Annotated in this window: 9 protein-coding genes; 5 read left to right on the top strand and 4 right to left on the bottom strand. The window is 48.1% G+C overall.

Annotation, left to right across the window (positions count from 1 at the left end):
• Positions 1 to 27 precede the first annotated feature (27 nt).
• Positions 28 to 1,473 (bottom strand): glycoside hydrolase family 1 protein, encoded by a 1,446-nt coding sequence (locus SAQUA_RS07275; RefSeq protein WP_380672116.1) that lies wholly within the window; start codon positions 1,471 to 1,473, stop codon positions 28 to 30.
• Positions 1,474 to 1,702: 229 nt separating this feature from the next.
• On the opposite strand from SAQUA_RS07275, the gene SAQUA_RS07270 reads away from it, so the two are divergent.
• The 5 genes from SAQUA_RS07270 (at position 1,703) to SAQUA_RS07250 (ending at position 11,203) form a co-directional block, all read left to right on the top strand.
• Positions 1,703 to 2,431: a GntR family transcriptional regulator gene (locus SAQUA_RS07270; RefSeq protein ID WP_380672114.1), complete on the top strand. Its 729-nt coding sequence runs from the start codon at positions 1,703 to 1,705 to the stop codon at positions 2,429 to 2,431.
• 452 nt (positions 2,432 to 2,883) lie between these two features.
• The gene (locus tag SAQUA_RS07265; protein WP_380672111.1) at positions 2,884 to 3,624 is read left to right on the top strand and encodes a GntR family transcriptional regulator; all 741 of its coding nucleotides are present in this window, start codon (positions 2,884 to 2,886) and stop codon (positions 3,622 to 3,624) included.
• Between the two features lie 125 nt (positions 3,625 to 3,749).
• Positions 3,750 to 5,348: a PTS transporter subunit EIIC gene (locus SAQUA_RS07260; RefSeq protein WP_380672109.1), complete on the top strand. Its 1,599-nt coding sequence runs from the start codon at positions 3,750 to 3,752 to the stop codon at positions 5,346 to 5,348.
• A gap of 21 nt (positions 5,349 to 5,369) precedes the next feature.
• On the top strand, positions 5,370 to 6,698 hold the full coding sequence (locus SAQUA_RS07255) for a 6-phospho-alpha-glucosidase (RefSeq protein WP_380672107.1): 1,329 nt from the start codon (positions 5,370 to 5,372) through the stop codon (positions 6,696 to 6,698).
• 920 nt (positions 6,699 to 7,618) lie between these two features.
• On the top strand, positions 7,619 to 11,203 hold the full coding sequence (locus SAQUA_RS07250) for an autotransporter outer membrane beta-barrel domain-containing protein (protein WP_380672104.1): 3,585 nt from the start codon (positions 7,619 to 7,621) through the stop codon (positions 11,201 to 11,203).
• A gap of 213 nt (positions 11,204 to 11,416) precedes the next feature.
• On the opposite strand, the gene SAQUA_RS07245 is transcribed toward SAQUA_RS07250, so the two are convergent.
• The 3 genes from SAQUA_RS07245 to SAQUA_RS07235 form a co-directional block, all read right to left on the bottom strand.
• Positions 11,417 to 12,691: an MFS transporter gene (locus SAQUA_RS07245; RefSeq protein ID WP_380672102.1), complete on the bottom strand. Its 1,275-nt coding sequence runs from the start codon at positions 12,689 to 12,691 to the stop codon at positions 11,417 to 11,419.
• A gap of 112 nt (positions 12,692 to 12,803) precedes the next feature.
• Positions 12,804 to 14,444 carry an FGGY-family carbohydrate kinase gene (locus SAQUA_RS07240; RefSeq protein ID WP_380672100.1) on the bottom strand — a complete coding sequence of 547 codons (1,641 nt, stop codon included), beginning with the start codon at positions 14,442 to 14,444 and terminating at the stop codon, positions 12,804 to 12,806.
• A gap of 41 nt (positions 14,445 to 14,485) precedes the next feature.
• Positions 14,486 to 15,232: an SDR family oxidoreductase gene (locus SAQUA_RS07235; RefSeq protein ID WP_380672098.1), complete on the bottom strand. Its 747-nt coding sequence runs from the start codon at positions 15,230 to 15,232 to the stop codon at positions 14,486 to 14,488.
• Between the last annotated feature and the right edge of the window lie 159 nt (positions 15,233 to 15,391).

The following is a 15,391-nucleotide window of genomic DNA, read 5'->3' as shown; positions in this document are numbered from 1 at the left end:
AAAGAATGGAGAGAATAATATTCTGAACTATTTCCCTGATAAAGTCGCGCCCTTACTGGCAATGAGATCTTTATACCAGTAAAAACTTTTCTTCTTATAGCGCGTCAGCGACTTTTCATTTTGCTCATCACGATCGATATAAACAAAGCCGTAGCGTTTTTGATAGCCGTTCAACCAACTCAGAAGGTCGGTAAAACTCCAGGTACAATAGCCAATAACATCCACACCGTCAGTAATCGCTTGTTGTACTGCCAGCGCATGTTGATGCAAATAGGTAATACGATAGTCGTCGTTAACTTCTCCAGTATCCGTCAACGTGTCGTATTCACCCAAACCATTTTCAGTGATCATAACTGGTAAACGGTAACGGCTGGCAATACGGCGCAGACCAATACGCAAACCCGTTGGATCAATATCCCAGTCCCAATTGGTTTTCTCCAAAAATTCATTGCGCACATGCTTATAAACACCTGGCTCGCCAGAGTACTTGGCGCTGTCCTTTTGACCATTGGTATTCATTGCTTGTATGCCAACACCGTCTGCCGGATTAAACGCATTAGTCATGGTGCGATAATAGTTTACCCCGATAAAATCCGGCTTACCCTGTTTAAGCAATTCAGTATCTTGCGGATGCGTCTCAGGAGCCAGGCCTTGCGCCTCTAGCCAATTCCATACTAATGCCGGGTATTCACCATACGTATAAACATCCAACCAGAAATGAGCACCAAACTCTTCAGCATTTTCGGCGGCTAGAACATTTTTTGGATCGGCATTAACAGAGTAATTAGGACCATACGCAAAACTCGGGCCGATCTTCCCGTTCATGCCGAGTGTTCTAAAAGCCGCAATGGCCGCGGCGTTAGCCAGATTGGCGTGGTGATTAGCCTGATACATTCGTTTATCATCAGCAACTCCTGGTGGATGTAGCGCGGTCTTATAGCCATGCCCGATGAAAACATTTTGTTCATTCAAGGTTACCCAATACTTCACGCGGTTGCCAAAATGCTTAAAAACCGTCACTGCATAATGGGCAAAGTCATCAACCACTCTTCTTGATTCCCAACCACCATAGGCATCTTGCAAAGCCTGGGGAATATCCCAATGATAAAGCGTGACCACTGGCTCAATGTTATATTTGATAAGCTCATCGATCAGATTGTCATAAAATTGCAGACCTGCCTGGTTAATAGCCCCATTACCTTCTGGAAAAATACGGCTCCAGGCAATAGAGAAACGATAGGCTGCCAGACCCTGCTCTGCCATTAGAGCAACATCTTCTTTATAGCGATGGTAATGATCGACGGCAGTATCACCTGTTGTATTCTCAAAAGTTTTACCTGGAATACGAACAAATTTATCCCAAACTGAAATTCCCTTACCATCCAGATCCCAAGCACCTTCTACCTGATAAGCGGCAGATGCAGACCCCCATAAGAAATTATCAGGAAAAGACTTAAGCTTTTTATGCTCCATTATTTCATACCTTTTGATTAGCCATTTTGGTAACGCCAGAGTGGAGGATAAATTACACATATGTTTTTTCAAAAAATGTTATGTAGATCACTTTATTTTACATTGAAGTGTGTTCATTTAGCCCACCAAAAATGAACCTCCTTGCCAACAGTATTTTAATGAAAGTAACTAACCATATGTTATATAATACAAAAGAACAAAGCACACAAAAACATCAAGAGGTGCATAAGTGATTTATGCTGAAGTTGTTAAATGCCTTAGGGATCGTGTTAATTCGCAAGAATATAGAGTCGGTGATATTTTTCCATCTGAGCAAAAACTAGCGTTAATGTTGAACATTTCGCGTAATACCTTGCGTAAGGCAATAACCGTTCTGGTTGATGAAGGGCTACTTGAGAAGCGACACGGTTCTGGCACCTATATTAAAAATAAAAATATCCGTCCGAATGTTAGTACATTAAAAAGCTTCTCAGAAAATGCACAACAGGCGGGAAAAAATTGCACCAGTAAAGTGCTAAAGTTTATGGTAATCGAATCCAATGCGGATATTGCCTCTCAATTGAGAATAAAAACGGGCGATCAGGTTTACTATGTTCGGCGTTTGCGATTTATTGATGGGAAACCGGTACAATTAGAAGATACCTGGATGTCCGTAGCCCTATTTCCCGATCTCTCTTTACAGAATATGGTGAAATCAAAATTTGAATACATAGAATTAAGTTGCGGGATGACTATTGCCGGATGCTACGAGACCTTTATGCCGGTAATACCGGATAAAGAGGTAGCCAGTTTACTCAAAATCAACCCCCGAGAGCCTGCCCTGCAGTTAACAACGCAGGCCATTGATATTAATGGTGTATATCTTGATTACTCATTATTGGTCTCCAACGTAAATGAGTTTCGGGTGAAATATTTTTGGCCACGCCAACGTCCTGAAACCCTGCATCCAGATAGTTAACCTGCCGTCCCCAAAGCCCGTCATCGAGCTCAACGTGATCTCGGGCGGGCTTGGGTGCCTCCGCAACTTTAGGCTGTGTCCCTTAATTGCCCGTGGTGCCGTCGCAGACCCAAAAACCCGTTATCAAGGCGGAGGGTGAAGAGCAGAGTGGCCCTCTGTTCAAGCCCGACTTTACTTCGAACGGGCTTTTGGGGCGCGACCCTTCGGGCTGGGGCCATTTGCATGCATTGCTGCGTTGTTCGCCGCTTATTTGGTCCACCAAACCTCGCGGCTCACGCCTTGCCCTGCGCGCAAATGACCGCCAGCGGCGCTCGCGTGCAATTAAGGGACACAGCCTAGTGACGAGATGACCGGGGAGACAGCCTAGCGCCAGAATGGATTACTGCGCGTTATTACCTTGTCACTGGGCCGCTGGCTAGCTACCATGCTGTCTGAAAAGAGGAGCGTTGCTGATGATTGATAGATATTCTACGGTTCCGGTTTATTTGCAGCTTGAACAATACATTAGTGAGCTAATCTCGTCAGGAAATCTGCGCCCTGGTGATGCCGTGCCTTCAGAGCACGATCTTTGTCAAAAATTCACCGTTTCCCGGATGACTGCCCGTAAAGCTGTGGATTACCTTGTTCGTCAAGGGAAAGTAGAACGCAGACGTGGGCAGGGAACCTTCGTAGTACCGTTGAAAAAAAATATCCTGGTCTCATTACCCCTTGACCGTCATCTTTCCTCGAGCGAAGTGACATGCGGGTTGGATGTGCCAGTAAACAACCGTCTAATCTGCCTCTTCCGGCAACAAGCCACCGTCGAAATAGCAGATAAACTCTGTATTGCCCCCGGAAGTGACGTGTGGTTTATGAAGCGTCTGCGCCTGTTGGGTGATGTGCCCTTTGTATTCGAGCAATCGTGGATGATTACCGAGCTTTTCACAGATCTGCATGAAGACGATCTTAATACCTCAAAGTATGCCTATATCAGCCGCAAGGGTTTTAGTGTAGAGAGTTCGGAAAAAGAGCTACGCGCGGAGCTCCCTTCGCATGAAGTACGGGATATGTTGGGGCTGAAACGCGATGAACCGGTATTACACGCCACCTCGTTAGCAACACTTAGCGGTGGTAAAGTGTTTGAATTTTCTCATATTTACTATAACCAGCAGCATTATCGCTTTACTCTGACCGCTCACACGCTGAAGCAGTAATTTTGGAGGTTTTGTGACCATCCTCTTACTTTACAAGTAGTGGGCTAGACAACTATACATTTAATGCGGGTATACTGGCGCACAATCAAAACAAGCCTCAACCCCCTTGCAGGAGGGAGAACCAAATGAGTCGTGCCGGTGAGTTTCTACAAGATTTGGGCAAGGCATTGATGATGCCAATTTCTGTTATTGCCGCAGCGGGCATCTTCCTGGGCCTTGCCGCTGCGTTACAGAATCCGGCCATTGTCGGTGACAGCATCATGCATGCCGAAACCATGCAGAGATGTATTGGTTTTATACGAAAAGTTGCAGGTTCCCTATTTGCTAACCTCCCGCTTCTGTTTGCTATTGCAGCCGCTATAGGCCTTGCCCGTGATGAAAAGCCAACCGCCGCACTGGCGGCAGTGATTGGCTTTATCACCTTTCATGTTGGGGTGAATTTCAGCTTAATGTCCCAGGGACTAACACCAGACACTATCTCGGCAGCTGCTTTGGTATCAAAAGGTTACAGCCAAACCGAAGCGGTAATGTATTCCGCAGAATTTACCCATACGCTGGGGATTTTCACTTATCAAATGAGCGTGCTTGGCGGGGTCATTGCTGGCTTGATGACGGTCATGCTACATAATCGCTTTTATACGATTAAGCTCCCGGCGCCCATCGCCTATTTTGGTGGCCGCCGCTTTGTTCCTATTATTACTGTGATTGTTTTACCTATCATCGGGGTGCTGATGTCGTTAATCTGGCCGGTTATCGCCAATGGCATTATTCATCTTGGTAAATATATCGGGGAATCAGGCCCTTGGGGCACTTTCATCTACGCGTTTACTGAGCGCGTGCTTATCCCCACCGGGCTGCACCATATTCTTAATGAAACGGTGCGTTTTACACCGGTCGGCGGCGTGGTTCATATCAATAATGAAAGCGTGATCGGGGCTTTATCCATTTTCAACTACGCTTTGGCTCATCCCGGTGAACTCGCTGATAGCATTGTGCGTGAAGCGACACGCTTCCTGGCGCAAGGGAAAATCCCTGTAATGATGTTCGGTCTGCCTGCCGCAGCATTGGCCATCTGGCATTGTGCCAGGCCTGAGCATAAACAGCGTGTGAAAGCCTTGATGATGGCCGGTGCCCTCGCCTCTTTCACCACCGGGATTACGGAACCGCTGGAATTCAGTTTTATCTTTGTCTCGCCGGTACTGTTTTTATTCCACGCCATCATGACGGGGCTTTCATTTGCCGTCGCGCAGATATTCCAGGTGATGATTGGCAACATACAAGGAGGGTTTATCGACTTTATCGTCTTCGGTGTATTGGGCGGTGAGAAAACTCATTGGTGGGTGAGCTTGATAATGGGCGCTATTTGGGCACCGGTTTATTACTTTGCCTTCCGATGGATTATTTTACGCCAGAATGTCAAAACGCCTGGACGTGAGGATAAAACCGAGGCCCCTACCCTTTCTGCGACGGGCATTACTCAGGATGACGAACTGCCTAGCCAAATTATTGCCGGTCTTGGAGGTAAAGAGAATATCCGGCAGGTTGATTGCTGCTTTACCCGGCTGCGCGTAAAGATAAAAGATATCAAGAAGATTGATGAAACTCTCCTGAGAAAGAGCGGAGCTAGCGGCATCATCCGTGCGACAGAAAATGACTTACAGGTAATTTATGGCACTCAGGTAGAGAGTATTGCCGGAGCAGTCAAGAAAAGCTTACTGGTTTAACAGGCGTGATAAGAGAAAATTATGATGAAAACATCTTTTAATATTGTATTAGTGGGTGGTGGTTCTACATGGACACCGGGTTTATTAAAAGCATTATGTAAACTCAAAACTCGCCTGCCGCTTAAAAAATTGGTGATGTTTGATATTAATAGCGAGCGTCAGGCAATTATCGGGGAATATGCCAAAGTCCTGTTTAGTGAGGAATACCCTGAACTGGAATTTACTTATACCAATGATAAAGATATCGCCTTCCGTGATATGGACTTTATCTTCTGCCAGATGCGTACCGGCGGGTACGCCATGCGCGAAAAAGATGAAAAGATCCCATTGGAGTTTGGCGTTATCGGCCAGGAAACCTGCGGTGCTGGCGGGTTTGCTTATGGTATGCGTTCCATACGTGACATGATTGAACTAGTGGAAGATGTCAGGGCGCGCTCACCTCAGGCATGGATCCTCAATTACACCAACCCGGCGGCAATTGTAGCCGATGCCCTGAACAAAAAATTCCCGCATGATAAACGCATCCTGAACATTTGCGATCAGCCGGTGAATTTACTGCGCTCTTATGGCCGTTTGTTAAATCGTGATCCTGCCACTTTCGATCCCGTCTACTTTGGCCTTAACCACTTCGGTTGGTTTACCCATCTTTATGATGAAACCGGGCACGATCTGGCACCAGAATTGAAAGCCTATATCGCCGAAAATGGTTTTAAACCGGTGGATGCGGAGCAGCGCGATCAATCCTGGCTGGAAACCTATGCCGCCGTTGCCGATATGCTGCGCGATTTCCCTGATTATTTACCGAACACCTACCTGCAGTATTATCTCTACCCGGAATACAAGCTTTCAAAGCTGGATCCACATTATACCAGGGCAAATGAGGTCATTAACGGGCGCGAAAAGCGTGTATTTGACGAATGCCGTTCCGCAGCCATTGAAGGGACAACGCAAAATGTTCATGTAGTGCATAACGATGCGCATGGTGACATGATCGTTGAACTGGCAGAAGCTATTGCCTTCAATCTGAAGAAAAAGTTTATTGTCATGGTGCCCAATAATGGTCTGGTAGAAAATCTGGACGATGACGTGATGGTTGAGCTCACTGCCGAAATTGGCAGCAACGGACCAAGGGCATTCGGCATAGGTAAAATCCCGACGTTTTATAAGGGGCTCATTGAACAGCAGTTTGCCTATGAGCGCTTGACGGTTGAGGCTTGGTTTGAATGCTCTTACGCTAAAGCATTACAGGCGCTGACGTTGAACCGTACCATCGTGGATGCCAAAAAAGCGCGTCTGGTTCTCGACGCACTGATCGAAGCCAACAAGGCATACTGGCCTGAATTGCGATGATTTAAACCGGCAATTATTGAGTACCTCAAACCTCAAGGTTCACGCCTTGCTCTTCGTGTGAATGGCCCCAGCCCGAAGGGTCGCGCCCCAAAAGCCCGTTCGAAGTAAAGTCGGGCTTGAACAGAGGGCCACTCTGCTCTTCACCCTCCGCCTTGATAACGGGCTTTTGGGTCTGCGACGGCACCACGGGCAATTAAGGGACACAGCCTAGGCATTCCATACTAAAACCGGGTCAACAAACACGTTCTTCTAATTTTAAATATCACTGAAAAATATAATTCAAACAAATACTTTCTTAACAAGATAAATATCCCGGATAAATCCTAGCAATTAAAGACAAGGATTATTCTTAATTAATCCTCAAGGAATCCTAACTAAAAATAAAAATCAAGATGGCAATTATCCTATTAATTTTAGCAATTTCACTTTCGTGATACAGGTCTACTAAAAAGTGAGTACGTAATGCATGTTACCTATTTATTATTATTAAAACCTTCTGTATGATGAAAGATGCATAGAGTATTCAAGTTATAAATCTTTTAATCACGGTGTCCTTATTGGGCACTGTTTTTTTATGTCTTTAAAACATCGCTTATAAAGCAGGCTGTGTCTCTTAACTGTACGCGAGCGCCGCTGGCGGTCATTTGTACGCAGAGTAAGGCGTGAGCCGTGAGGTTTGGTGGGCCAAATAAACGGCGAACAACGCAGCAATGCGTACAAATAGCCCCAGCCCGAAGGGTCGCGGCCCAAAAGCCCATTCTCTGTGTTGTCGGGCTTGAACAGAGGGCCACTCTGCCCTGCGCCCTCCGCCTTGATAATGGGTTTTTGGGTCTGCGACGGCACCACGGACAGTTAAGGGACACAGCCTAGTATTTAGTAACTACTGTTGCTTTTTAAACTCATCGGAGGAGTTATTTAGCATGAATAAAGTTTATCGTCTGGTCCGCCACCGCAGCACTGGTGTTCTGGTCCCCGTCTCTGAGCTTTCCCGCAGTGGTGGCAAGTCACCTCAAAACCGCAAAGTTGGTATTGCACCCAGTCTGTTCCTGGCTGCGGCAGGTATGGTCGGCTCACTAGGAGGCGCCAGTGCAGCTGAAGTCGTAATTGACAACGGTGTGGAAGAAACCGTGCCTGGCACCAAACCGGACGGCTGGAAAACCGGAAGCAGAGTAGATCTGGTTATTGGTGACAACAGTTCGGGTAAATTAACCATCAGTGAGGGGGCCAAGGCAACTACAGTCGGTGTTGGCTATCTGGCGAGGCAAGCAGGCTCATTCGGCGAGGCCATAATCTCAGGTGATAAATCCCGCTGGAAACTCTACAACTACGACCCTCTCTATGGCCAAAATCTGAAAGTCGGTGTCGCTGGCGAAGGTAAGGTTTCCGTACTTAATGCTGGCACGTTGGAAGTTTCATTCATTGAACTAGGTGTGAAGGAAGGTTCCAAAGGTACTCTGAATATAAACGGTACGGGCTCTCAGCTCTTGGGCCATCAGGTGATTATTGGCAAGCAAGGGATCGGGGAGTTCAACATTTCTGACGGCGGTAAATTTGTACTGGATACCTTCGACAAAGTGATACTTGGTTACGATGCTACAGGGCAGGGAACAGTTAACGTCGATGGCGCGGGAAGCCAGCTTTATTACAATCAGTTAGGCTCTTCAAACATCTATGTGGGCTACGGCGGTAAGGGCGTAATGAATGTGACCAACGGAGCCAAAGTCGGTGCTGTTGAACTCCACTTGGGAACACTCGCAGGCTCTTATGGTGAGTTTAATATTTCTGGTGTTGGCACAGAGGTATCCTCTCCTGGCAGTCTTGTTATGCGGGCCGGTGAAAAAGGGGAAGGAAAGGTCAGTATCACCGATGGCGCGGTGTTCAATGGCGGCTATTATAGAAGTTACCTGGGTGACAGTGCTGGCGGAAAAGGAACGCTGCTGGTTTCTGGTAATGGCTCGACCTGGAAGTCCACCTCGATCCTGACGGTTGGCAATAACGGTGAAGGCAACCTGCAGATCACCGATGGTGCCAGCTTGGAGGCAGGAGGTTTAACTGTCGCTTCGCGGGTTAAAAGTCAGGGCAACGTACTCGTTACCGGTGCAAATTCTTCGTTGAAGGTTACTACACTTGATGTTGGTGTAGATGGCGTCGGCAGCATGACGATCGCCGATGGCGCACAGGTGACAAGTACCGGCGCAGATAAATTCAGCGGTGTGACAATCGGTGAACGTATGTTCTATTCCGGCACCTCGCCTGCCAGTGGTAACATTCTGGTCAAGGATGAAGGAACACTATTATCAGCCGGATTTATCAATATTGCTGGCACTTACGGTGACGCCACCTTGACCATCGCCGATGGTGGACTGGTGAAGGTAAAAGACACCGGGGAAGTACGGGTCGGTGATAGCGGAAGCTCGCTGAAAAAGGCGGTGCTCAATATTGGTACCGGTGGCAAGGCTGGTATCCTGGAAGCTTCCAGCGTTTTTCTGCATAGCCGCGGCATTCTGAATTTAAACTATACGGATAATTTGGATTTCTCCACCAAACTGAGTGGCTTAGGTACTATCAATCATCTAGGAGCCGGTATTACGCGCCTGATGTCAAAAGATAATATATTCGGCGGAACCGTGAATGTTGTTGCAGGAACGCTGCAAGCAGGTGTCGAGAATGGTTTCGGTGCCAACTATTTTAGCCCCGCCGTTTTTAACGTTTCCAAGGCCGCAACTCTTGATCTGAACGGGTTCAGTGCTTATTTCAGCGGCTTGAGTAACGCGGGCGTCGTCAATCTGGGCAGCAACGGCAAAGCGGGAATGACACTGACTCTGGCTAACGCCACTTTCTTCAGTGGTGGCGACGGCAGCTATAAAGGCGAAGGTGGCACGCTGAGGTTGAATACGGTACTCGGGGGCGATGATTCTGTCACCGACCGCCTGGTGATAAACGGCAGCAGCAGTGGCCAATCTTGGCTGCAGGTCAATAACGTCGGGGGCCAGGGGGCCAGTACCGTTGAAGGCATTGAGGTCATCAGCGTAGCTGAAGAGTCTAATGGTGTCTTTAACCTGCAAAAACCTGTTGTCGCGGGTGCGTACGAATATCTGCTGCATAAAGGGGGGAAACAGGATCCTGCCGATGGTAACTGGTACCTGCGTTCTGAAGCAGTTAAAGTTCCTGAAACGCCTCAACCTGAGACACCTAAGCCTGAAACGCCTAAGCCCGAAACGCCTAAGCCCGAAACGCCTAAGCCTGAAACGCCTAAGCCTGAAACGCCTAAGCCTGAAACGCCTAAGCCTGAAACGCCTAAGCCTGAAACGCCTAAGCCCGAAACGCCTAAGCCTGAAACGCCTAAGCCCGAAACGCCTAAGCCCGAAACGCCTAAGCCTGAAACGCCTAAGCCCGAAACGCCTAAGCCTGAAACGCCTAAGCCCGAAACGCCTAAGCCTGAAACGCCTAAGCCCGAAACGCCTAAGCCTGAAACGCCTAAGCCTGAAACACCTCAGCCAGAGACGCCAGTACCTGGGACACCAGATCCGTTAACGCCACTGACAGGAGGTGCTCCATCTCTGTTACGTGTTGATGCTGCCGCCTATCTGAATAACCAGAACGCCGCCGTACATATGTTCGATCAGAGTCGTTCCGACCGCATGGGTACGCCTGGGTTTGGTGCAATAGGTAAAGACGGTGACGCCGCGGTATGGATACGTGCCACACGTAACAACCTGGATGCTGGCGTTGTTGGCGAGCAGTTATCGGTCGATACCAACCTTGAAGTCATGCAAATCGGCGGGGAATTACAGCATGCTATTGGTGAAAGCCGTTTGCACACTGGGATAATGATGGGTTACGGCAGCGCCGATACTCTCGCCTATTCCGATCTGACCGAACGTAATGCCAAAGGCAAGGTTACGGGAACCAGTTTTGGTATTTACAGTACCTGGTACCAGAACGCTTCTTCACCTGCAGGGCTTTATTTGGACAGTTGGCTGCAATATGGCCGCTACGACAACGAAGTCAACGGCAGCGGGCTAGCCCGCGAAGAGTATAAATCCAATACCTGGAGCGGATCGCTGGAATTGGGTTATGCACTGCCGCTGTATGAAGGAGCCAGTCGTGGCGTGTATCTGGAACCACAGGGGCAAGTGATTTTCACTCGCTATAGTGGTGATGCGCACACCGAGGCAAATGGTACCAAGATTGCGGAACAGCGGAAAAATCAGACCACCACTCGTCTCGGTGTTCGCTTGTTCAGCAACTCTCTGGATACCAAAGCACATCAAGTCCAACCATTCCTGCAGTTGAACTGGTGGTCAGGTGGCAATGATGCGACGGTTGAGATGAATGGAACCCAAGTCCACCATAAACTGGCCGATAATGTCTATGAGGCAAAAGCTGGCGTTCAGGTTGAACTGAGCAAAGGTTGGAGTGCCTCTGGTAGCGTTGGGGTTCAGGGTGGTAAAGATGACTTCCGTGACGTTAATGGACAGCTGGGATTAAGATACAACTTCTGATGAGGTACAGCGGTCGGTATTTGGCCGCTGTAAAGGACCCGGCACATCTGTGCCGGGTTTGTTGTAAATAACGGTGCTTCATACCGCATCCCCCCAAGCTTCAGGCAGTTGGAAGTGACATAGATTTGAACGCTGCTTACACTGGCCCCGAAGGGCCGAGTAATACTGCCTAGTGCAAATCGAGTAATGCGGATTTTATACAGCTCAACTTTATCAAATCTGACTCATCACACATTTTGCTGCGATACGCTTGTTATTTTCAAAACCAGGTTGTTCAACCTCGATTAAATAACTGACAAAAAATGCAATGATGTACAGAGAAGTATAAGCTATTACCACGCCAATGATATTGAAGCTAGGAAGTAAAATGACTGCAATCGCTGGCGCCAGAAAATTCGATAACCCGGCTGATAGGTTATAAGCAGAGATTGCTGCCCCTTTATGCTTGGGTTCTAAAGCAGGGAATACCGCAGTCATAGGAACAAAAGCTGCGACAAATATCCCTAATGATACTGCCGGAATCAGTGCTATGTAGAAATTATTACCAAAATGTTGCGGGATATAATAGAAAGCAAAACTGGACACCGCCATACCGATGCAACCAAACCAGCGTACGACTCTCATCCAACCCATTTTTTCACTGACAATTCCCCAAAAAATGTTGAAGAATATAGTCGTAGCAAAGAATACGGTCCAGACTTTTAGCCACTCAGCCATAGTAAAACCAAGCTCATCAATAAACATCAGCGGCATTATGACCGGAAAGCCAAACAAGGAGAGCGTATTAATTATGCGCACTATACTCGCGTACAAAATTTTTCTGTTGGTATAGAACAACGTTACTGCACGGCTGAGTTCAGTAAACTTTTCTTTGGTAGTGCCAAGATGTTTGGGTACGCTGACCTTGCGCATTGATACCATCGCAATCACGCCGCCTACACCACAAAACAACAGCGCAAGCCAGAGCGTACCTAGTCCCCCCAGGTGAGGAATAGTCAGGCTCGGGATATAACTACCGGCAACACCAATACCCACCGAGTAGACTGCCCAGAACCAACCGAGCGCAGAACTCACACTACTGTCTTTAACGTTATGAACAATAATAACAATGAAAGAATATAGAAACAGTGGATATGCTAGCCCTCGGATACCGTAAAAAAGCAGGATCAGCGAGTAATTTTTCTGGCCTAGACCAAATGTGAGGAAAAGCACATGGAATATACACCACATTAAGAAACCAATCAGCATGGTTTTTTGTGGCGTAATAATTTCTGCCAGTACGCCAGATACCCATGCGGCAAGTGCGGCGGCAAAACCATACACTGTAAAAACCAGCGACGATTGAGCAGGCGAAAATCCCAGTTCTTTAATATAGTGTGAGAGGAAGGCCATTTCAAAACCATCACCGGTCATGAATATAGCGATGGCGACATATCCCCAAATAAGACTCAGGGGTAAGCCTAACCATTGTTTATTTATATTTTCCATATATGTCTCGTCTGTAGGGTACGGTAGAAAGCATCACAAAATAGATTGAGATGCTCACTCTATCTAGATGACGTACTGGACTATGGTTATACTATTTTAAATAATTTAAGCTTTACTGCATTTCTTCTCTAATCAGCCTGGCACTATTTTGCAGCAGTTTATAAGCCTCATAGCGATGCGAATGAAGTTGACGGAAATTGGCGTCTGGGCAGTATTCAGTATCCAATACAGAGAAATGTTCCATAGCATCCAGGACTGATGGCGCAAGCTTGGCTGCAACGGCCCCAAGAATAGCGGAGCCCAGCAAAACAGGTTCATTCGCCTTGGTCCCCAGCACGGTGTAACCACAGGTATCTGCAATAAGCTGCCGAACCAACGGGTGTCGTCCTCCCCCACCGCTGATAACAATATTGTCGATGACGATCCCCAGCAGTGATTGAGCGTCGATAATCTGTCTCAAGCCATAACCAATACCGCAAATGCCTGCCACATAAAGTGCTATCAGGTTATCAAGATCACTTTCCATGCCAAGCCCAACAATAATGGCTCGGGAATGTGGATCGGCAAAGGGAGCTCGATTACCCAGGAACTCGGGAACCACATGCATCCCGTCAGCCAGTTTTGCCGCCTCTGATGCCGTAGCCACTTTGGCTTGCGCCATATTGGCCAGGAAAGTCGGTAGCGATACGCCCATAGCCTTTGCCCGTTCCATTGCCTCTGCCGCCGCCGGATGGAAGGAGATTAACTGCTTGATTGCCGCTCCGGCGGCACTTTGCCCACCTTCATTCAGCCAAAGCCCTGGCACCATTGCAGAATAATAAGGGCCCCATACTCCCGGCACAAATGTCGGATTTTTCGTTGTCGTCATCGTGCACGAGGATGTGCCAAAAACGTATGCCAGATTATTGGTGGCACCACCGCCGACACCCACGGTGCCAATACCACCAGCATGCGCATCAATCATGCCAGCAGCTACAGGTGTCCCAATCGGTAACCCCATTTGTCTGGCCGCATCTGCCGTCAGGCCATTACCACACGGCGTTCCCGGCTCCACGATGCGTTCACCAATGCGCCGGAAATTTTCATCAGCGAGATCCCCAAGGCCGATGGTGTGAAAATAATCGGGATCCCAACGTTTCTCATGTGCCAGATAGGTCCACTTGCAGGTCACCGTACAGACCGAGCGCGCAAGATCGCCTGTCGCGCGCCAGGTCAGGAAGTCGGCAAGATCGAAAAACTGCCAGGCCCGATCATAAATTTCCCGCTTATTTTCCTTCAACCAGGCGATCTTGGGTGTTTCCATTTCCGGCGAAATTTTTCCACCCACATACTTGAGCACCGCATGCCCGGTCGCATTAATCCGTTCTGCCTGTTCTGTAGCCCGGTGATCCATCCATACAATAATGTTGCGATCGGGATCCTCGGATAAGCTGACAGAGAGCGGTTCCCCCCCGGCATCGAGCACTACCAGAGAACAGGTAGCATCAAAACCGATACCGGCAACGCTTGAGGGTAAGACTCCCGATGATGCAACGGCACTTTTAATGCTGCTGCACACCGCGTCCCATATGTCTCGGCTTGACTGTTCGACAAAGTTTTCAGGCCCGCGAAACAGGGTAATCTCCTGGCTGGCGTACGACAACATGGTTCCGGAAAGGTCAAAAACCCCGGCCCGCGCACTACCTGAACCCACATCAACGCCAATGACTACACGCTCTCCAGAATTATTATCGCCACTCTTCTCACTGTTCATAATGTTTCTCTTTAAGGTATGGTTCGGCAAATATGGAATATTCAGAGATCCACGCTGTTCGGCAAGATCACCAAATCACGGATAGTCACGTTCTTTGAGCGTGTCACCATAAACAGTACTGCCTCAGCCACCTCTGTAGGTTGCATCAGGCTGCCATTTGCCAACGCCTCCTCCATTTTGGCCTTTGGCCAGTCATCCAGTAACGCGGTCACCACTGGCCCAGGCAATACTGCTCCTACACGGACACCATACTGGGCAACCTGACGACGCGTGGTATGCACAAATGCCTGAACAGCGAACTTCGATGCGGTGTAAATAGGTTCCCAGATAACAGGGACTACGCCTGCAACTGAACTGGTGAAAAGAATATCACCCGATTTCTGGGCAATAAGGTGTGGCAAAACTGACTGGACGCAGCGAAATGCGGCATTAATATTGAGGTTAAGTACACGATCCCACACATCGGGATCCCCTTCCGCCACCGGGCCACCAACATATGCCCCCGCATTGACGTGAAAAATATCGAGACGCCCTGCCGCTGCCAAGATACCTTCCAGCATGCCCGAGACCTGCTTCGGATTAAGCAGATCGATGCCGAGGGCATAGGCATTTTCACCCATTTCGCTTGCGATCAACTCAAGTTTTTCCTTATCCATATCAATAAGGACAACTTTGGCTCCGGCCTGCAGAAACATATGAGCACATGCAAGGCCGATCCCAGATGCAGCCCCGGTTACAGCGGCTACTTTGCCTTTGAGTGGTAATTTTGACTGGTTAATATCGTTCATTTGTCTTCCTTAATTAATAGCAATAAGACTATCGTCACGAATAATAGTTACTTCGCTGGTTTAGGTGGATATTTGTTAATAACACCTTGCTGCTTCAGCCGTATTTATAAATACGCTAAGGATTTACCCCTGTTTTTCGCAGGTATCATTTTTTATTCC

The sequence above is a fragment of the Serratia aquatilis genome, from assembly GCF_044865145.1.
Taxonomy (GTDB): domain Bacteria; phylum Pseudomonadota; class Gammaproteobacteria; order Enterobacterales; family Enterobacteriaceae; genus Chania; species Chania aquatilis.
This window is presented reverse-complemented; position numbering and strand designations above follow the sequence as displayed.

Coding starts and splice junctions, on each gene's coding strand:
- SAQUA_RS07275 (WP_380672116.1), bottom strand. CDS start 1,473: ATGGAGCATAAAAAGCTTAAGTCTTTTCCTGATAATTTCTTATGGGGG.
- SAQUA_RS07260 (WP_380672109.1), top strand. CDS start 3,750: ATGAGTCGTGCCGGTGAGTTTCTACAAGATTTGGGCAAGGCATTGATG.
- SAQUA_RS07255 (WP_380672107.1), top strand. CDS start 5,370: ATGATGAAAACATCTTTTAATATTGTATTAGTGGGTGGTGGTTCTACA.
- SAQUA_RS07245 (WP_380672102.1), bottom strand. CDS start 12,691: ATGGAAAATATAAATAAACAATGGTTAGGCTTACCCCTGAGTCTTATT.
- SAQUA_RS07250 (WP_380672104.1), top strand. CDS start 7,619: ATGAATAAAGTTTATCGTCTGGTCCGCCACCGCAGCACTGGTGTTCTG.
- SAQUA_RS07235 (WP_380672098.1), bottom strand. CDS start 15,232: ATGAACGATATTAACCAGTCAAAATTACCACTCAAAGGCAAAGTAGCC.
- SAQUA_RS07240 (WP_380672100.1), bottom strand. CDS start 14,444: ATGAACAGTGAGAAGAGTGGCGATAATAATTCTGGAGAGCGTGTAGTC.
- SAQUA_RS07265 (WP_380672111.1), top strand. CDS start 2,884: ATGATTGATAGATATTCTACGGTTCCGGTTTATTTGCAGCTTGAACAA.